We start from the raw sequence: 19,838 nt of genomic DNA on the forward strand, positions 1-19,838 counted from the left end.
TTAATGATAACTACCTGACTTTACCCGTGCCACTGTGCAGTGCGCCGGCCAGATAGTATTTTTCGTTCTGCCCCGGCGTCACTACCCGTTTCTGCTGTCCGCGCAACTGCCAGTCCGCACCGATTTTAGGATTAAGGTGGATATCCACTTCATCTTCATAAAATACCGGATGCTCTGCGCTGCATTCATCCAGCGCTTTGTGGATTACCGCCATCTTTTCATCTTTATGTGGGTCACGGATACGCAGAGTTGGCGCGGCCCTGCGCCATACAAGCCCCGCAGATGGCAACCAGCGGCGAACGGTTCCTGCATGTAACTGGCAACCGGTTATCTCATTGATTTTTAATGCCAGTAATTCGGTGCTCCAGCGTGAACGTTGATAACCAAAATCGCCGGGAGAATGCTTTATCAGCTCACGTAACAGGGTGCAGATATGTTCAAAAGGCCAGCGTCGGGAGCGCCCTGCGGGTAAGGATTTCAGGCCTTCAATACCTGAGTGCGTAAACCAGTTAATCCAGCGACCAACGGATGAACGGGCACAACAGAGAGTTCTGGCAACATCGCTGACCCGTTCACCCCGATGAAGCATCAGCATGGCCGTGAGTCTGCGGGCATGATTTTTATCGCGCGTTTTATGAATAGCTTTCTGCATCAGGCGTCGTTCGCCACGGGGTATTGGTGCTATGATCGGCATCGCTCAGTCCGGTTGGTGGTTTTGGTTGGTTTGGCGATTGATCAGATCGCACAATCCGGGCTGAGTTCCCTTTCAGTGATCTACTATTCCGCGCATCTATTTAGTCATTAAGAATATATTTAGATCAATAGAGGTTAATAATAAATAAAAGAATAAAAAGTTAGATAATCCGAAAATCAGAATCATAAGGCGTTGTTTTAAAATATCCATATCAACCACTTTCATCGGAGAAAACTACATATTACTCACCCAAAAAACGATGTCTACATCCATTTGACGTCGTATTTCCCTGTTGGTACTATCAAACTGTTGTACTGTCGCACTGGCGACCACCAATGCTCTTGTAGCCTGTGATGAGCGCCTTTGGGTGGCTACAGTCGCACTTAAGCTGCGACCACCAATGTTCCGGCAGTCTGTGAGGAGCGCCTTCGGGTGACTGCACAATAAAACTCTCTAAGCCTGAAAGGGAGTACATGAAAAATGTGGCAAATCTGCTCACCTTTGAAAGCAGATATCGTCTATGAAGGCGCACTATGACGCGGCGATGAAGGTTTACTGTGTAGCAAATCTGCCAGTTTCAATTCACTTCCGTTCTGTGAACGGCATCAGTTCAACGTCTTCTCATTTGCAGTGATACGCCCTGAGTTTCGTACGACTTTTGCATCGACGGATAAGGCCATTTGGTACATTTGGCCGCTTACGGAGTTGCATTAGGAGCACGAAGCTGCGCGGCGTCACTTGTGAAGTGGCGAAGACACTACCAAGTGACGCGCGCAGCGCATAACGTCTCAACCCACGTAAGACGTGGTTTTCAACGTTTTACTACCATCTGACCAACATGTAGCCCGTGTCAGTGCGGTTTTAAAATCACTTTCACATCAACGTAAGCACGACGGGAGGCCGTCTGAACGTTCAACTATCAGTAAGGAGGAAATCGACTCGGTATCGATGGCGACACTACGAGCAGTAGTGTTGGAGGCAGCTTGACGTAAGTCAGCTCTGCATAAGCAGCAAACAGATCAGAGATCTGGGGTGCCTCGCAAGAACTCAACAATTCGCCGCCCCGATGCACAGATACCAGTCGAGACGCAGGAAGCGCAACAGCAACCGTGTCGTCGGGGAATGAATTGCTGGTCTACAGATCCGTCTGCTTCTTTACAAGCAGAGGGACGTGTATGCCTTTGGAGAGAGTGAAATGTCCAGATTCAGTAAACAGCTGTGCAAACAACTCGTCACGCTTGCCCGTCAGGGGCGGGGAAGTTATAAAACGGTGGCTGACCGTTCAAGAATCGCAGAACGTTTTTCTGAACGACTGTCTGAACTGAATATTCAGATCAGGGACGTAAAACATATCAAAACTTCCCATATTGAAAAGTATATTGAGAGCAGGAAGGCAGATAGTTTATCTCTCAGGACGTTACAGAATGAGATGTCTGCTATCCGTTCTGTTTTATTATCAGCAGGAAGAAATAAACTGGCCGATCCCAGTCACATTAACCTGAGTAATCAGGCGCTCGGGATTTCTGGTGCTAACCGGGATGGAACTAAACTTCCCATTACAGACGAAAAACTTAATGCTGTGGTCAGTTTTGCCCAAAGAAAAGACGAGGGCGTTGCTCTTGCTGTGCAACTTTCCCGATATCTTGGATTGAGAACAGAAGAAACCGTTCAGTCTGCAAAGTCTTTAAAGACATGGAGGCAGGCACTGATTAATAATCATGAGCGTGTCCGTGTTGTTTTCGGGACTAAAGGCGGACGTCCAAGGGAAACGACAGTTTTTAATCGCGAAAAAGTTTTATCAATTCTTGACAAGGCAATTAGTTATGTCAGTGAACATAACGGAAAACTGATTGATAAACCCTCTCTGCATACCGCTATTGATCGCTACCGTAATATTGTAAGAGAGGCCGGAATGAATGGTAAAAATGCGCCGCACAGTTTACGTTACGCTTACTCCCGCGATGCTGTAAATCACCATATTAAAAATGGAATGAGTCGCGATGAATCCGAGGCATTAGTTTCAATGGACCTGGGCCATGGAGATGGTCGGGGGCGTTATATTAAACAAGTTTATTTTCGTAAGGAAAAAGAATAGATTGTATCGCTACTGAATTTTCAGGATGTACAGCCACAGCTCATGCAGGGCTGTGGCTTCTTTAAATTATCAATCAGTAAATTTACATGTTCGAATAGCTTTAATGCTTGATGCGCCAGCAAGTCTTACTGTTTCATTTATTGACTTTCCGTTTCTGAAAGGATTGATTGTCTCTTTTTTACTTGTTGGATTTATTTTTAATCTGATAATTGTTTTGACATGCAAAAAATATCGTTTCTTTATTCCGGGTGTGTGAGTCATTCGCATTTTTCTTGACAAGATATCCGCAAGTACTGCTGCCAGTGGGGAGTCTGGAGTTGCTGTACATGATGATGGGTGAGTTTTACCCGACATGTACGGGTAACTCGCAGTTCCCCACCCATGATAGTTTATAAAGTTATTAATGAATCAAAAATAAAAACCTTCAGCATGTAATATTGATATTAATATCTTTGACCGCGTCAATATCCATACCTGTAAAATCAGGGGGCAGTATTACCCCGAACTATTTATTTCGGCAGGATTTCTGCTGTGATATGTACTTTATTTCCCATGCGGGCTTCGGTAATATTATAATACCTGTCACCCTGCTTGTCAGCCTGCTGGCGAATTTTTTCTTCCGTCTGCTCCAGTGTATCGCCTGTTGCCGTCACGGTTTGAGCACAGACTGAAAAAGGCAGGATTATAGAGAGGAATAACGTCATGATATTTTTCATTGATAATCCCTTGATTAATAATTAAATGGATGACTTAAGCCAGGCTGCGATATTCTGGGTAATGCTGTCAACCTGTTGATGACTATTTTAATCTGTAGTCATTCAATCCTTGTAACATCAGGATGATCCTGGTGTCAGTGAAAATACGAAATCAACACGTTGGTATCATTACCCACCTGTGAACTGACGTCGGCATTTTGAATCTCACTTCGGCGTGCCCCCTCCGAATGGCGCAAAACATTTCGTGGTATGGCATGATAGCACCCGAAGAGAGTCAATTCAGGGTGGTAAATGTGAAACCAGTAACGCTATACGATGTCGCAGAGTATGCCGGTGTCTCTTATCAGACCGTTTCCCGCGTGATGAACCAGGCCAGCCACGTCTCTGCGAAAACGCGGGAAAAGGTGGAAGCGGCGATGGCGCAGCTGAACTACATTCCCAACCGCGTGGCACAACAACTGGCGGGCAAACAGTCGTTGCTGATTGGCGTTGCTACCTCCAGTCTGGCCCTGCACGCGCCGTCGCAAATTGTCGCGGCGATTAAATCTCGCGCCGATCAACTGGGTGCCAGCGTGGTGGTGTCGATGGTAGAACGAAGCGGCGTCGAAGCCTGTAAAGCGGCGGTGCACAATCTTCTCGCGCAACGCGTCAGTGGGCTGATCATTAACTATCCGCTGGATGACCAGGATGCCATTGCTGTGGAAGCTGCCTGCGCTAATGTTCCGGCGTTATTTCTTGATGTCTCTGACCAGACTCCCATCAACAGTATTATTTTCTCCCATGAAGACGGTACGCGACTGGGCGTGGAGCATCTGGTCGCATTGGGTCACCAGCAAATCGCGCTGTTAGCGGGCCCATTAAGTTCTGTCTCGGCGCGTCTGCGTCTGGCGGGCTGGCATAAATATCTCACTCGCAATCAAATTCAGCCGATAGCGGAACGGGAAGGCGACTGGAGTGCCATGTCCGGTTTTCAACAAACCATGCAAATGCTAAATGAGGGCATCGTTCCCACTGCGATGCTGGTTGCCAACGATCAGATGGCGCTGGGCGCAATGCGCGCCATTACCGAGTCCGGGTTGCGCGTTGGTGCGGATATCTCGGTAGTGGGATACGACGATACCGAAGACAGCTCGTGTTATATCCCGCCGTTAACCACCATCAAACAGGATTTTCGCCTGCTGGGGCAAACCAGCGTGGACCGCTTGCTGCAACTCTCTCAGGGCCAGGCGGTGAAGGGCAATCAGCTTTTGCCCGTCTCTCTGGTGAAAAGAAAAACCACCCTGGCGCCCAAGACGCAAACCGCCTCTCCCCGCGCGTTGGCCGATTCATTAATGCAGCTGGCACGACAAGTTTCCCGACTGGAAAGCGGGCAGTGAGCGCAACGCAATTAATGTGAGTCAGCTCACTCATTAGGCACCCCAGGCTTTACACTTTATGCGTCCGACTCGTATGTTGTGTGAAATTGTTAGCGGATAACAATTTCACACAGGATACAGCTATGACTATGATTACGGATTCACTGGCCGTCGTATTACAACGTCGTGACTGGGAAAACCCTGGCGTTACCCAACTTAATCGCCTTGCAGCACATCCCCCTTTCGCCAGCTGGCGTAATAGCGAAGAGGCCCGCACCAATCTCCCTTCCCAACAGTTGCGCAGCCTGAATGGTGAGTGGCAATTTGTCTGGTTTCCGGCACCAGAAGCGGTTCCGGAAAGCTGGCTGGAGTGCGATCTTCCTGTCGCCGATACTGTCGTCGTCCCCTCAAACTGGCAGATGCACGGTTACGACGCGCCCATCTACACCAACGTGACCTATCCCATTACGGTCAATCCGCCATTTGTTCCCACGGAGAATCCGACTGGTTGTTACTCGCTCACATTTAATGTTGATGAAAGCTGGCTACAGGAAGGCCAGACGCGAATTATTTTTGATGGCGTTAACTCGGCGTTTCATCTGTGGTGCAACGGGCGCTGGGTCGGTTACGGCCAGGACAGCCGTTTGCCGTCTGAATTTGACCTGAGCACATTTTTACGCGCCGGAGAAAACCGCCTCGCGGTGATGGTGCTGCGCTGGAGTGACGGCAGTTATCTGGAAGATCAGGATATGTGGCGGATGAGCGGCATTTTCCGTGACGTCTCGTTGCTGCATAAACCGAGCACGCAAATCAGCGATTTCCATGTAGCCACTCACTTTAATGATGATTTCAGCCGCGCTGTACTGGAGGCAGACGTTCAGATGTACGGCGAGCTGCGCGATGAGCTGCGGGTGACGGTTTCTTTGTGGCAGGGTGAAACGCAGGTCGCCAGCGGCACCGCGCCTTTCGGCGGTGAAATTATCGATGAGCGTGGTGGTTATGCCGATCACGTCACCCTACGTCTGAACGTCGAAAACCCGAAACTGTGGAGCGCCGAAATCCCGAATCTCTATCGTGCGGTGGTTGAACTGCACACCGCCGACGGCACGCTGATTGAAGCAGAAGCCTGCGATGTCGGTTTCCGCGAGGTGCGGATTGAAAATGGTCTGCTGCTGCTGAACGGCAAGCCGTTGCTGATTCGCGGCGTTAACCGTCACGAGCATCATCCTCTGCATGGTCAGGTCATGGATGAGCAGACGATGGTGCAGGATATCCTGCTGATGAAGCAGAACAACTTTAACGCCGTGCGCTGTTCGCATTATCCGAACCATCCGCTGTGGTACACGCTGTGCGACCACTACGGCCTGTATGTGGTGGATGAAGCCAACATTGAAACCCACGGCATGGTGCCAATGAATCGTCTGACCGATGATCCGCGCTGGCTACCCGCGATGAGCGAACGCGTAACGCGAATGGTGCAGCGCGATCGTAATCACCCGAGTGTGATCATCTGGTCGCTGGGGAATGAATCAGGCCACGGCGCTAATCACGACGCACTCTATCGCTGGATCAAATCTGTCGATCCTTCCCGCCCGGTACAGTATGAAGGCGGCGGAGCCGACACCTTCGCAACCGATATTATTTGCCCGATGTACGCGCGCGTGGATGAAGACCAGCCCTTCCCGGCTGTGCCGAAATGGTCCATCAAAAAATGGCTTTCGTTGCCTGGAGAGACGCGCCCGCTGATCCTTTGCGAATACGCCCACGCGATGGGTAACAGTCTTGGCGGCTTCGCTAAATACTGGCAGGCGTTTCGTCAGTACCCCCGTTTACAGGGCGGCTTCGTCTGGGACTGGGTGGATCAGTCGCTGATTAAATATGATGAAAATGGCAATCCGTGGTCGGCTTACGGCGGTGATTTTGGCGATACGCCGAATGATCGCCAGTTCTGCATGAACGGTCTGGTCTTTGCCGACCGCACGCCGCATCCGGCGCTGACGGAAGCAAAACACCAGCAGCAGTTTTTCCAGTTCAGTTTATCCGGGCGAACCATCGAAGTGACCAGCGAATACCTGTTCCGTCATAGCGATAACGAGCTCCTGCACTGGATGGTAGCGCTGGATGGCAAGCCGCTGGCAAGCGGTGAAGTGCCTCTGGATGTCGCTCCACAAGGTAAACAGTTGATTGAACTGCCTGGACTACCGCAGCCGAAGAGCGCCGGACAACTCTGGCTAACGGTTCACGTAGTGCAACCGAACGCGACCACATGGTCAGCAGCCGGACACATCAGCGCCTGGCAGCAGTGGCGTCTGGCGGAAAACCTCAGCGTGACACTCCCCTCCGCGCCCCACGCCATCCCGCAACTGACCACCAGCGAAACGGATTTTTGCATCGAGCTGGATAATAAGCGTTGGCAATTTAACCGCCAGTCAGGCTTTCTTTCACAGATGTGGATTGGCGATAAAAAACAACTGCTGACGCCGCTGCGCGATCAGTTCACCCGCGCACCGCTGGATAACGACATTGGCGTAAGTGAAGCGACCCGCATTGACCCTAACGCCTGGGTCGAACGCTGGAAGGCGGCGGGCCATTACCAGGCCGAAGCAGCGTTGTTGCAGTGCACGGCAGATACGCTTGCCGACGCGGTGCTGATTACCACGGTCCACGCGTGGCAGCATCAGGGGAAAACCTTATTTATCAGCCGGAAAACCTACCGGATTGATGGAAGTGGTCAAATGGTGATTACCGTTGATGTTGAAGTGGCGAGCAATACGCCACATCCGGCGCGGATTGGCCTGACCTGCCAGCTGGCGCAGGTAGCAGAGCGGGTAAACTGGCTCGGATTAGGGCCGCAAGAAAACTATCCCGACCGCCTTACTGCGGCCTGTTTTGACCGCTGGGATCTGCCATTGTCAGACATGTATACCCCGTACGTCTTCCCGAGCGAAAACGGTCTGCGCTGCGGGACGCGCGAATTGAGTTATGGCCCACACCAGTGGCGCGGCGACTTCCAGTTCAACATCAGCCGCTACAGTCAACAGCAACTGATGGAAACCAGCCATCGCCATCTGCTGCACGCGGAAGAAGGCACATGGCTGAATATCGACGGTTTCCATATGGGGATTGGTGGCGACGACTCCTGGAGCCCGTCAGTGTCGGCGGAATTCCAGCTTAGCGCCGGTAGCTACCATTACCAGTTGCTCTGGTGTCAAAAATAATAATAACCGGGCAGGCCATGTCTGCCCGTATTTCGCGTAAGGAAATCCATTATGTACTATTTAAAAAACACAAACTTTTGGATGTTCGGTTTATTCTTTTTCTTTTACTTTTTTATCATGGGAGCCTACTTCCCGTTTTTCCCGATTTGGCTACATGACATCAACCATATCAGCAAAAGTGATACGGGTATTATTTTTGCCGCTATTTCTCTGTTCTCGCTATTATTCCAACCGCTGTTTGGTCTGCTTTCTGACAAACTCGGGCTGCGCAAATACCTGCTGTGGATTATTACCGGTATGTTAGTGATGTTTGCGCCGTTCTTTATTTTTATCTTCGGGCCACTGTTACAATACAACATTTTAGTAGGATCGATTGTTGGTGGTATTTATCTAGGCTTTTGTTTTAACGCCGGTGCGCCAGCAGTAGAGGCATTTATCGAGAAAGTCAGCCGTCGCAGTAATTTCGAATTTGGTCGCGCGCGGATGTTTGGCTGTGTTGGCTGGGCGCTGTGTGCCTCGATTGTCGGCATCATGTTCACCATCAATAATCAGTTTGTTTTCTGGCTGGGTTCTGGCTGTGCATTCATCCTCGCCGTTTTGCTCTTTTTCGCCAAAACAGATGCGCCCTCTTCTGCCACGGTTGCCAATGCGGTAGGTGCCAACCATTCGGCATTTAGCCTTAAGCTGGCGCTGGAACTGTTCAGACAGCCAAAACTGTGGTTTTTGTCACTGTATGTTATTGGCGTTTCCTGCACCTACGATGTTTTTGACCAACAGTTTGCTAATTTCTTTACTTCGTTCTTTGCTACCGGTGAACAGGGTACGCGGGTATTTGGCTACGTAACGACAATGGGCGAATTACTTAACGCCTCGATTATGTTTTTTGCGCCACTGATCATTAATCGCATCGGTGGGAAAAACGCCCTGCTGCTGGCTGGCACTATTATGTCAGTACGTATTATTGGCTCATCGTTCGCTACCTCAGCACTGGAAGTGGTTATTCTGAAAACGCTGCATATGTTTGAAGTACCGTTCCTGCTGGTGGGCAGCTTTAAATATATTACCAGCCAGTTTGAAGTGCGTTTTTCAGCGACGATTTATCTGGTCTGTTTCTGCTTCTTTAAGCAACTGGCGATGATTTTTATGTCTATTCTGGCGGGCAATATGTATGAAAGCATCGGTTTCCAGGGCGCTTACCTGGTGCTGGGTCTGGTGGCGCTGGGCTTCACCTTAATTTCCGTGTTCACGCTTAGCGGCCCCGGCCCACTTTCCCTGCTGCGTCGCTAGGTGAATGAAGTCGCTTAAGAAATTAATGTCGGATACGGCGCGAGCGCCTTATCCGACCAACTTATCAGGACGGAATGTTAAAAATGAACATGTCGATGACAGAAAAAATAAAAGCAGGCAAGCTATTTACCGATATGTGCGAAGGCTTACCTGAAAAAAGACTTCGTGGGAAAACATTAATGTATGAGTTCAATCACTCGCATCCATCAGAAGTTGAAAAAAGGGTAATGACTCCAACTTATTGATAGTGTTTTATGTTCAGATAATGCCCGATGACTTTGTCATGCAGCTCCACCGATTTTGAGAGCGACAGCGACTTCCGTCCCAGCCGTGCCAGGTGCTGCCTCAGATTCAGGTTATGCCGCTCAATTCGCTGCGTATATCGCTTGCTGATTACGTGCAGCTTTCCCTTCAGGCGGGATTCATACAGCGGCCAGCCATCCGTCATCCATATCACCACGTCAAAGGGTGACAGCAGGCTCATAAGACGCCCCAGCGTCGCCATAGTGCGTTCACCGAATACGTGCGCAAACCGTCTTCCGGAGCCTGTCATACGCGTAAAACAGCCAGCGCTGGCGCGATTTAGCCCCGACATAGCCCCACTGTTCGTCCATTTCCGCGCAGACGATGACGTCACTGCCCGGCTGTATGCGCGAGGTTACCGACTGCGGCCTGAGTTTTTTAAGTGACGTAAAATCGTGTTGAGGCCAACGCCCATAATGCGGGCGGTTGCCCGGCATCCAACACCATTCATGGCCATATCAATGATTTTCTGGTGCGTACCGGGTTGAGAAGCGGTGTAAGTGAACTGCAGTTGCCATGTTTTACGGCAGTGAGAGCAGAGATAGCGCTGATGTCCGGCAGTGCTTTTGCCGTTACGCACCACCCCGTCAGTAGCTGAACAGGAGGGACAGCTGATAGAAACAGAAGCCACTGGAGCACCTCAAAAACACCATCATACACTAAATCAGTAAGTTGGCAGCATCACCGTGCATCGGGTAATGACTCCAACTTACTGATAGTGTTTTATGTTCAGATAATGCCCGATGACCTTGTCATGCAGCTCCACCGATTTTGAGAACGACAGTGACTTCCGTCCCAGCCTTGCCAGATGTTGTCTCAGATTCAGGTTATGTCGCTCAATGCGCTGAGTGTAACGCTTGCTGATAACGTGCAGCTTTCCCTTCAGGCGGGATTCATACAGCGGCCAGCCATCCGTCAGCCATCCGTCATCCATACCACGACCTCAAAGGCCGACAGCAGGCTCAGAAGACGCTCCAGTGTGGCCAGAGTGCGTTCACCGAAGACGTGCGCCACAACCGTCCTCCGTATCCTGTCATACGCGTAAAACAGCCAGCGCTGACGTGATTTAGCACCGACGTAGCCCCACTGTTCGTCCATTTCAGCGCAGACAATCACATCACTGCCCGGTTGTATGCGCGAGGTTACCGACTGCGGCCTGAGTTTTTTAAGTGACGTAAAACCGTGTTGAGGCCAACGCCCATAATGCGTGCACTGGCGCGACATCCGACGCCATTCATGGCCATATCAATGATTTTCTGGTGCGTACCGGGCTGAGAGGCGGTGTAAGTGAACTGTAGTTGCCATGTTTTACGGCAATGAGAGCAGAGATAGCGCTGATGTCCGGCAGTGCTTTTGCCGTTACGCACCACGCCTTCAGTAACGGAGCAGGAAGGACATCTGATGGAAATGGAAGCCACGCAAGCACCTTAAAATCACCATCATACACTAAATCAGTAAGTTGGCAGCATTACCTGGTTTTACGAATATCTCTGTTGGTACATGCGCCGGAGTAGTTCTCAGTATCGGGGCATACGTTTTCTGAAATTTATTAAGTTCTTTTAAGGCTTCCTCAGCGTTTTTACGAATATGTAATTCAATTTCTCTGCGTGTGATGTCAGTAACAAGGATACGCACTTTATCATGTGATGCAAAATTCTCCAGTTTTTCAAGAATGTATAAGCCAAACTGAAAATGCTTTCGTTCATAGGCAGATGTATCGATATAAACAAGGCGGGTAATGAGTTCCATGATCATCTTCCTGAGATGGTTGGGGGGATGGTTCAGTATAAGTCTCATCCAATACTTGTTGTATGATTCAGTACACAAGGTTATCTGCGGCTTGACAGATCTGCGTTTTGTTTTGAAAATGAACAGGCTTATACGTTGCTTTTGCAACCACCAATGATTCAGTAGCCTGTGAGAATCGCCTTCGGGTGGCTACAACAAAAGCTCCTGTAACCTGAAAAGGGGCAAAAAATTGGTAAATCTGCACACCTTTGAGAGCAGATATCGTCAATTTAAGCGCACTATGACGCGACGATAAAGGTTCCTTCTGTACTAACCAGACAGTCAGAATGTTGTTTTTTCTGACTCCCCGACGGGAAACACTTCCCGCTCGGGCAGGTGTTTCCTTTTTTTATGGAGAAACACAATGTCTGTCATCTCTTCTGCGATTTTCCCTGAACATATCCTTACTCAGCTTCAGCAGTCTGCTGACGCAGCTGTCCGGAAATTGAAATCTTTCATTTATCTGCATCGCAACAGCAACTGGTATGTCAACGGCTCGGGCAATTATGCCGTCCGTGCTCATATCTCTTCTGTCAAAGACCAGGGCGTTAACGTCTTTCTTACCGTTCGTACAGGCTGCCACCGCGCCGAGTATGTTTTTCACCGCCTGCCGGTTTCCTTTCCTGAGGGAATAACAGGTCGTCGAAACGCATACCGCCATGCCTGCCGCCAGGCACAGCATCTGGCACACCTGCGCTACCGTTTTCTTTCCGGAGGGCATTCTCATGACTGAAGCACTGCACGACGTCACTTTTCGTATTCTGTCGATGTCTGAGACGCGACGGGATGTATGTCCCGCTCAGTATGGCCCCGTAAGTGGCGTTTTCATCAGGGGCGAAATCCTCAGAGATAACGTCTCCTGTGGCGAACAGGTTTTTGTCGCACCGCTCGGTGATTGTGATCCGGCTGACCCCGAACTTTGCGTCTGGTGTCAGTATTACGGATATTCTTCCCGGGTTAAGGCCGGCGACATACTGGATGGTGTGGCCGTTTCTGGCATAAATTTCGCTGATCCACTGTCGTTAGCTGTGCTGCAACGCCTCCGCTTTAATCCTGAATATGTGTATCAGGAGCAATCTGATTCATATGCACTGCACTGATCGGCTGATGAAGGCCGTGACCGTGAAATGTTGTGGACCCTGACGGGGATATCCCGTTATTTACCTGAGGATATACCCATGCACACAGACGTTTATACGCTTAAAACTCCACTGGACACGCTCAGCTGGCTTTGCCTGCTTGAGAGTGAACTCCTGAGCATCAGGGCATTTCAGCGTCTCGATCTTCATACGGACCGGGATGAAACGAATGAACTGACGTTTCTGGAAGATTCCATCATTGGGACCGGCACAGCTTATGGCTGGTTTGTCTTTTTACTCGGGGAAGGCGATATTCCGCCTTTGCCTGATACGTCTAAAAATCTGCTCTTCACGCTGGACGAGCTGGGAAAAGAAATTAACCGGCCCTTCTGGGAGAAGGCCGTGGATGAAGGTATCCAGGATGCCCGGTGTGATCGGGCTATAGCGGCTCTCGAACGGATGTAATCAGCAGACAGAACACACCCTGACGGGGATTTACTCCCGTCCGGGGGATAAATCCCCCCTTTTTTATTCGCGGAGGATTTATCGATGAAAAACCAGTTTTCTTCGCCGGCTTCCATGTCGGTTGTCTACACCATCGAGCATGTCAGCACGGTTCCGTTGCGACACTGGCATGCTTTCGTTCTGGCCGTCACAGAAACTTTCTGGCAACTGCCGGTGCGTCTGCGTCCGGGGAATACGTATCTGCCGTCGCTTAATCGCGCGGCTGACCTGTTTCCGGTTGCTGATGTCATGGCGTTTCGTGGCGACACAGGCGGCAGTGTCTGGCCGGTCAACATGACTATAGAGCGGGAGCGCAACCGCAATACGCTGAGTATCCAGGAGCTGGATTTTCAGCATCAGCCCTGCGATTTCTTTGCACGTATTGTGATGGTCCTGCTGCATAACCTGTGTCCGGACAGCTTCCGGATACATTCTTCAGACGAGGGTCGCAGCTGGGCGTTACCGTTACGCTGGATTGAACAACATCTCGGTCTGCCTGAGCAGCCGACGCTGACCGCGCCTCAGTCGGTACTGAAAACACCGGTAGGCGAGGGCGCGTTTGATTCCCTGCTGCTGCAGCTGCTCTCCGGTGGTGAGCGGGTGCTGAGCAATGAGGACTGGAATGCCTTCGTGCTGGCGGAATTCCATCTGTACGAACTGAAGCGGGTCGCGGAAAAATCTGACTCGTTTTAAACAGTACTGACTTTAACCCCGTCGGGAGAGATGACTCCGGACGGAGCGGCTCTCCCGTTTTTACAGGAGAGCCCCATGCTTTTTTTCGACAATAAAGACCTGACTAACGTCCTGCTAACCGCCCGTATGCAGGGAGGCCAGCTTCACCTGGCAAAGGATGAGGGTGTTTATCTTATGCCGGCCACCGGTGCCTGGCAGGGCAACGATCCGGTGCCGCGTATTGCGTATGCCGCAGGGTGTCACCCTCAGAAAAATGAGGACTGGTACGACACGGCACGCCTGCTTGCCGGCGGCGATGATTTCATTGAATCACTGTCGATAAGCGACGCGGTAGCCACCTCTGTACTGTCCGGCAGGACGGACCTGAGGCTCCTGATTACCGACACACAGATACAGGTGCTCACCGCTGCGACTGACCGGGTGAAAGTGGCGCAGTATCGCCAGAAGGCCGATCAGCTTTTGGCGAGTGCAGTCTGTCACTTCAGTGCCTGTGTCGGGCCTGATGAACTCTGCCGCTGGCGTGAAAACGCCGTGCGTCTGCTGACGCAGGCGGCCTTCATCAGCTGTAAGCGGGCGAAGCCTGAAGATCATCAAACTTTTCTGAACGCCTGTGGCAGGCTGCAGGCCAGGTTATCGCAGGTGACCCCGCAGGGGGCGCTGCGAATAACCGGACGTTAATTCACCCCGGCAGGGACTTTTCCTGCCGGAAAGATTCCTGCCTCTTTCTGAACCGAAGGAGGCCCGTATGGGACTGGATATTTTTCTCTACAGCCAGCACCGGCAGATCGTCGCAGTACCGGCACCGTATCATCCGGTGTGTGAACTGAGCCGCGATTTTTCACTGATTACCTGGCTGGATAAGCACGTCGGTGAGGTGGAAAACGCGACCTGTCTGGAACTGTCACGCGAGCATATTCAGCAACTGAAAGAGAGGCTGGACTGTGCGATTGCGACATTTACAGAGGGGAATGAGGATAATCCGCTTCTTCAGCGCCGGCTGCAGTACGTTTTCACCCTGCGTGACAGGCTGGAAAGCCTGCTCAGTGATTTTGACTTTGAACATGAATACCTGTGGTTTTATGCCGCATGGTAACTGACCTCTGAATTTCCCGTCGACGGGCGTATCTCTGCGCTCGCCGGCGCAGGGGTATGCCTCTGATTAAAGGTATATCTCATGAAAAAAACGACTTCACGCAAGGCGGCTCGCCGTCCGGCAAAACCGACTGACCTTTATCGCCAGATCACCGACCGCATTGTTGTCGCGCTGGAAAACGGCGTAGCGCCCTGGCGTAAGCCGTGGCGCGCGGCTGCCGGCAGCGGTCTGGCCGGTCTGCCCCTGAATGCCACAACCGGACGTCACTACAGCGGCGTGAATGTCCTGCTTCTCTGGATGTCAGCGGAAGAGCAGGGTTTTCGCAATAACCGCTGGATGACTTACCGGCAGGCGCAGCAGGCTGGCGGGCAGGTGCGTAAGGGTGAGAAAGCCACCCTGGCGGTGGTTTATAAGGACTGGACGAAGCAGGCAGAGGATCGCGAAGGCAACCGCCTTTATGACAGTGACGGTAAACCGCTGATGGAAACCGTGCCGATGCTCAAACCCCTGCAGCTGTTCAACGCTGAGCAGTGTGAGGGGTTGCCGGCAGAGGTTGCGGCTTCACCTGAGCAACCACCGACGGTGGATGAGGACGGCATACTCTGTCCGGACGTGATGAACAGGGTGATCCGGATGTTTAACGCCACTGGGGTTAAAAACCGGATGCTGCCTCAGAACCGGGCATATTACCGCCCGCTGACGGATGAAATTGTGATGCCGATGGCTGAGCAGTTTTTTACGGAAGCGGACTGCTGGTCCACGCTGTTGCATGAGCTTGTACACAGTACCGGTCATGCGAAGCGACTTAACCGGGAGGGGATAACCTCCTCATCCCGGCAGTTCGGGGACCCGGTGTATGCCTTTGAGGAGCTCATCGCCGAAATGGGCAGCGCGTTTTTGTGTGCTCAGCTCGGCGTGTTCGGTGAGGTTCAGCACGACAGCTATGTGGACCACTGGCTGAAGGTGCTGAAATCTGACAAAAAGGCCCTGTTCCGCGCCTGCCGGCATGCCCGGGAAGCGTCGGAATATCTGCTGGCACTGCCTGAAAGTCAGGCTGTGGCGGCGTAATTAACTTATCCGGTGACGGTTATTCCGTAACTGTCGCCGTCCCGTGAGGACACCGCTCCTCACGGGGCTGTGTCCTCTTTTTTTTATGAAAGAGGAGTATTCACTATGTCCGAATGGTGTCATAACCGCCTGGAAATCACCGGTAAATCAGTCTGCATCGATGTCATGCTGCAGTGGATAAACGGCACTGACGTACCGCGTCACCGCCACGCAGTGCAGCAGAGCATACAGCTGTTTCTGGCTGGCGCGGCGGGGATACTCAAGCCGGTGCGGACCACGTCGTATCCGCCCTGTCAGGGGCTGGTCCGTGCAGGCACCGGGCTTTCCACTGCGGCCAATCAGGCGTTTGAAAGCTGGCTGGCGCTCCTGCTGAAGGATGCCATCCTCGATGCGGAAACCATCAGAGCCGTGGACCGGCTTTATCACCAGTCAGGTCTGGGCGCGCTGAAATGGGAGAATATTCCCGACCCGGCACGTGAGGTTATGGCGGAGCTGATTGCCAGACAGTATACCGACTGGTTTGGTCTGGTCAGCGCCGGCGATGAGTCTCATGCTGCAACTGCCTGGGAGCGGCTCAGCCAGTATCCTGAACGCTCCCAGCCCTGCGATATGCTGGCCGTCATACCTACGCGGCTGGCAGCAGAGCTGAACGGCTCCGGGGGGCTGATGTCCGGTGTGTCGACCACAACCAGCCTCTACTGCCGGCAGTACGGCATGGAGTGGCCGGCCGGGCACAACGTCAACTGGCAGCGCCATACGCCTAACAGTCTTACGCTGCAGATGGATATGCCCTGGCTCCCGCCGTCAGGTGAGGTTGTCGGGGAAATCTCAGCGGTGTTTGACTGCGAGGTGCGTCACAGCTACAGCGAGCCCGTGAGCGGGCTCAGCGGTTACGACTGCTATGACGGCGGTGAGCATGTTGACGGACACAAAGGCGCGTCCGGCGCGCCTCAACCCGGACAGGTGCTTTATCTCGTCAGCGATGAGCCCGCTTCACCGGCTCAGGAACCTGCATCATATCGTGAGGTCCGGGGGTAAAAGCCTGTTCCTCCGTTGACTCAGCCACGGCTCTGCCGTGGCATTTTTTTCTCAGCCGACGGCCAGTTGACCAGGATATGTATTCCTTTTTATTGTGGCTTCAAACGGAATAATTAACCATTTGAATTTAATGATAATTCTTTTTGGCGAGCTAAGGAGTTCAAATCAATACCTGCCACTTACCAAAAACAAGAAGTTTTCAACTACCATCCATTGCTAAATGTTTCAAGTCGTTCTATAAGGAATGCTCATAATTAAGCTAATTCTTAATAATGATTTCAACATGTTAATAGTAGCATATTAATATTAACGTTTCTTATGGTTTCGAATGAGGTTCTATGAACAGGTTATTGGTTATAAAGGAAGAAAATCATACAGTTAACCCTGATATGGGGCTTGTGATTCCTGTTGCTTATCTTGATGAAAATGGAAATTATGAAAAAATTGATCCTAGCGATTTTCCTAATGGAGGAATATTTATTTCCAAAGGATTTTTGAATATAAGCCAGCAGTTTGGATATGATGAATTATTTATTCTTAATGAATATTACGAAAGCAATGATGATGACTGGAAAATTAATACAAGACATCAAAAGCATTTTGGACTTGGAAGTAAAGTAGAAAGGCTCGATAAAAGCTACTTTATTCCAATTATAAAATCTGCTCTCCCCGATATAAAAACAGGTTTCCTTGGTCATGATATTGACGCCCCTAGCGCTCAATTCTTTATTGAGAATGAGGGCTATGTATATGGACCGTTTAAAGCCTCCAAACAAGATAACAATTGGCAATTATCTCCTTTATCTACACCGTCACCCTTACAGCTTAAACAAGACCATATAGCAAGGTTTGATTTAAAGGAAATTATAGCTAATGATTTTTCTTATGAGTTAATTATTAAAGGTGAAGTTAGAAAATATATTAAAAATTTGAAAGACCTCTCCAGTTTATTGTTTGAGCAAAAAGATTACATTTCAGATACAAGGCTTGTTTCTTACTTCACCAAAAATGGATTTGGAAATGGATTTTCGAAAAATAAATCTCCTTTAGGAAAAAGTGAAGCGCAAAAGTTGTCGCAAGGGATTGATGAGTATGTTAAGAAGAATAAAGTATTAGAGAATAGCGAGCGTCTTAAAAGACTTAAGGAGCTACTTGGAGAATTTTTAGATTCAAGTCCATTCGGCCAAGAGATTGTTCAAGAGTTTTTAGCAGAAAGTAGGGATGGCAGGCTTTATTTAGATGATTATTTCAGCAAAAATAAAGACCTGCTGGTTAAGCAAAAGTCTAAAGAACTAGAGGAAGTTACTCGAGTACAGAAGAGTAAATTAAATAAAGAGATAAGTGATTTAGAAAGGCTAATAACAAATAAAAAAGCAGAATTAGATTCTGAATTAAAAAATGTTGAATATGAAAAGGTCAGGGCTAGAGAAGAACTTGAGAGAATAAAAAAACAGTCTGCTGAAGATGCTCATGACCTTCTCCTTCAAAAACAGCAGGCTTTGACGGAAAAAAATGCTGAGTTAGAAGAAAACATTAAAAATGCAAGCATTAAGCTTGAACAATTCTACTCAATGGAGTCTAGGGTAAATGATTATAATTCTCTGAATGAAGAAATAAATTATCTGAAAAGGCTTAAAGAGGATATTGAAAAAGACAAAGAATCAGCTGAGAAAGCACTTAAACTTAAAAAAGCAACTTTGAACTCTCCACAGCTTCTGGAAAAAACTGTAGAGATACAAACAATACAAAACCTCAAAACTCTCTTGAATGGTGGCAGGGCAAGAGAAAGCACGCCGAAAATATATAAAACAAAGATAAATCCATCAACTATCGAACTGAATAAAGAAAACAGAAAAGAATACATTAATTACTTAGTTGATTCATTTAGCAACGATAATGGAAGGAATTTTTCATTTGATGAAATGGCGAATTTAATTATATGCTTGAATCAATCATTCATGACAATTTTATCAGGCCCTCCGGGAACAGGAAAAACCTCCACGGCTATTAGATTAGCTCAAAATATGGGCTTGACTAATGGTGAGAATACATACAATACTAGTAACTTTATTAATATTCCAGTCGGAAGAGCTTGGGTATCAAGCCGAGACATCTTAGGATTTTATAATTCCTTAAAAGACGTTTACCAGCCAGCCCGTACAGGTCTTTATGAGTTTTTGAAGAGTGATCATAATCCAGATTATTTGAAAATAATTCTACTTGATGAGGCCAACCTGTCTAGCGTCGAACACTATTGGTCAGACTTTCTAGGTATGTGTGATCCCGAAGGAAGAAATAGAAAAATTGATTCTGGCATTCCATCTGAAGACGAAAGATATATTACCGTGGCTGATGGTGTGCGTTTTATAGCAACTATTAACAATGATGCGTCAACTGAACGTTTATCGCCAAGGTTAATCGACCGGGTACCCGTAATAGGTTTAAATCACAACGCAGAATTTAAATCGAACGTTATAAGATCTTTAGCATTTGAAGGCGCTGTGAAAAACGAATGGTTGGAAAGTTGTTTTGATGTGAGCTTATATGAGTCTTCTTTTACGACGGAAGAGGAGAACTTACTTGATGAAATAATAGAAATATTAAAAGCTCCTCTTACCAGAACTACTTCTGTTAGAGTCAGTCAAAGAAAATATAATGCAATGAAGAGGTATTGCTATATTGCTAATGAAATCGAAGGGTTACAAGTTCAGCCTCTAGATTTTGCAATAAATCAGCACGTTTTGCCATTGATTGAGGGGTACGGTGCAGGTTTCAAAGAAAGATTGCACAATCTTGAGCAAAAGCTTGTGGAGTTTGATCTTCATATTTCTAAAGCAACACTTAGAAATATAATAAATAATGGTGATATTTATAGCGAATCTTACTCTTATTTTTAGGATTGTTGAT

The 19,838-nt window shown here is 49.3% G+C and carries 16 protein-coding genes and 4 pseudogenes; 14 read left to right on the forward strand and 6 right to left on the reverse strand.

Annotation, left to right across the window (positions count from 1 at the left end):
• Nucleotides 1-16: 16 nt before the first annotated feature.
• Nucleotides 17-694, reverse strand: a pseudogene (locus HV107_RS12155) (IS630-like element ISEc33 family transposase); the annotation flags it as partial.
• Between the two features lie 1,195 nt (nt 695-1,889).
• On the opposite strand from HV107_RS12155, the gene HV107_RS12160 reads away from it, so the two are divergent.
• Entirely contained in the window at nt 1,890-2,789 is a 900-nt protein-coding gene (locus HV107_RS12160; RefSeq protein ID WP_026056053.1) for an integrase domain-containing protein, read from the forward strand.
• 509 nt (nt 2,790-3,298) lie between these two features.
• On the opposite strand, the gene HV107_RS12170 is transcribed toward HV107_RS12160, so the two are convergent.
• Nucleotides 3,299-3,505, reverse strand: a complete 207-nt coding sequence (locus HV107_RS12170; protein WP_016809494.1) for a DUF1471 domain-containing protein — start codon at nt 3,503-3,505, stop codon at nt 3,299-3,301.
• Between the two features lie 293 nt (nt 3,506-3,798).
• Between HV107_RS12170 and lacI the strand changes: the two genes are divergently transcribed.
• From lacI to HV107_RS12190, 4 genes and pseudogenes are all read left to right on the forward strand, one after another.
• Nucleotides 3,799-4,881 (forward strand): DNA-binding transcriptional repressor LacI, encoded by a 1,083-nt coding sequence (gene lacI / locus HV107_RS12175; RefSeq protein ID WP_024193489.1) that lies wholly within the window; start codon nt 3,799-3,801, stop codon nt 4,879-4,881.
• A gap of 122 nt (nt 4,882-5,003) precedes the next feature.
• Nucleotides 5,004-8,078 (forward strand): beta-galactosidase, encoded by a 3,075-nt coding sequence (gene lacZ / locus HV107_RS12180; protein WP_181250253.1) that lies wholly within the window; start codon nt 5,004-5,006, stop codon nt 8,076-8,078.
• A gap of 51 nt (nt 8,079-8,129) precedes the next feature.
• Nucleotides 8,130-9,365: a lactose permease gene (gene lacY / locus HV107_RS12185; RefSeq protein WP_064146656.1), complete on the forward strand. Its 1,236-nt coding sequence runs from the start codon at nt 8,130-8,132 to the stop codon at nt 9,363-9,365.
• A gap of 83 nt (nt 9,366-9,448) precedes the next feature.
• Nucleotides 9,449-9,589 (forward strand): annotated as a pseudogene (locus HV107_RS12190) (maltose acetyltransferase domain-containing protein); the annotation flags it as partial.
• A gap of 14 nt (nt 9,590-9,603) precedes the next feature.
• Here the strand turns inward: HV107_RS12190 and HV107_RS27265 are convergent.
• From HV107_RS27265 to HV107_RS12205, 4 genes and pseudogenes are all read right to left on the reverse strand, one after another.
• Nucleotides 9,604-10,105 (reverse strand): annotated as a pseudogene (locus HV107_RS27265) (IS1 family transposase).
• Entirely contained in the window at nt 10,024-10,299 is a 276-nt protein-coding gene (locus HV107_RS27270) for an IS1-like element transposase (protein WP_000179213.1), read from the reverse strand. Before HV107_RS27270 ends, HV107_RS27265 begins: the two are co-directional and overlap by 82 nt.
• A 78-nt stretch (nt 10,300-10,377) precedes the next feature.
• Nucleotides 10,378-11,086 (reverse strand): annotated as a pseudogene (locus HV107_RS12200) (IS1 family transposase).
• A 28-nt stretch (nt 11,087-11,114) separates the two neighbouring features.
• The gene (locus tag HV107_RS12205) at nt 11,115-11,417 is read right to left on the reverse strand and encodes a PIN domain-containing protein (RefSeq protein ID WP_016807936.1); all 303 of its coding nucleotides are present in this window, start codon (nt 11,415-11,417) and stop codon (nt 11,115-11,117) included.
• A gap of 403 nt (nt 11,418-11,820) precedes the next feature.
• Between HV107_RS12205 and HV107_RS12210 the strand changes: the two genes are divergently transcribed.
• The 9 genes from HV107_RS12210 (at nt 11,821) to HV107_RS12250 (ending at nt 19,828) form a co-directional block, all read left to right on the forward strand.
• Nucleotides 11,821-12,189 (forward strand): hypothetical protein, encoded by a 369-nt coding sequence (locus HV107_RS12210; protein ID WP_045282254.1) that lies wholly within the window; start codon nt 11,821-11,823, stop codon nt 12,187-12,189.
• Nucleotides 12,182-12,556, forward strand: coding sequence for a hypothetical protein (locus HV107_RS12215; RefSeq protein WP_016807934.1), 375 nt, complete (start codon nt 12,182-12,184; stop codon nt 12,554-12,556). Before HV107_RS12210 ends, HV107_RS12215 begins: the two co-directional genes overlap by 8 nt.
• Nucleotides 12,557-12,634: 78 nt before the next feature.
• Nucleotides 12,635-13,000, forward strand: a complete 366-nt coding sequence (locus tag HV107_RS12220; protein ID WP_016807933.1) for a hypothetical protein — start codon at nt 12,635-12,637, stop codon at nt 12,998-13,000.
• An 84-nt stretch (nt 13,001-13,084) separates the two neighbouring features.
• Nucleotides 13,085-13,732 carry a hypothetical protein gene (locus tag HV107_RS12225; RefSeq protein WP_016807932.1) on the forward strand — a complete coding sequence of 216 codons (648 nt, stop codon included), beginning with the start codon at nt 13,085-13,087 and terminating at the stop codon, nt 13,730-13,732.
• A gap of 75 nt (nt 13,733-13,807) precedes the next feature.
• Nucleotides 13,808-14,410 (forward strand): DUF3085 domain-containing protein, encoded by a 603-nt coding sequence (locus HV107_RS12230; protein WP_016807931.1) that lies wholly within the window; start codon nt 13,808-13,810, stop codon nt 14,408-14,410.
• 67 nt (nt 14,411-14,477) lie between these two features.
• Entirely contained in the window at nt 14,478-14,825 is a 348-nt protein-coding gene (locus HV107_RS12235) for a hypothetical protein (protein ID WP_016807930.1), read from the forward strand.
• Between the two features lie 81 nt (nt 14,826-14,906).
• A complete protein-coding gene (locus tag HV107_RS12240) occupies nt 14,907-15,893 on the forward strand; it encodes an ArdC family protein (RefSeq protein ID WP_016807929.1) in 987 nt (328 codons plus the stop codon).
• A gap of 105 nt (nt 15,894-15,998) precedes the next feature.
• A complete protein-coding gene (locus tag HV107_RS12245; RefSeq protein WP_016807928.1) occupies nt 15,999-16,931 on the forward strand; it encodes a DUF1281 domain-containing protein in 933 nt (310 codons plus the stop codon).
• A gap of 338 nt (nt 16,932-17,269) precedes the next feature.
• Nucleotides 17,270-19,828, forward strand: a complete 2,559-nt coding sequence (locus HV107_RS12250) for an AAA family ATPase (protein ID WP_016807927.1) — start codon at nt 17,270-17,272, stop codon at nt 19,826-19,828.
• The last annotated feature ends 10 nt before the right edge of the window (nt 19,829-19,838 follow it).

Origin of the sequence: Enterobacter sp. RHBSTW-00175 (assembly GCF_013927005.1) — a bacterium.
Lineage (GTDB): Bacteria > Pseudomonadota > Gammaproteobacteria > Enterobacterales > Enterobacteriaceae > Enterobacter.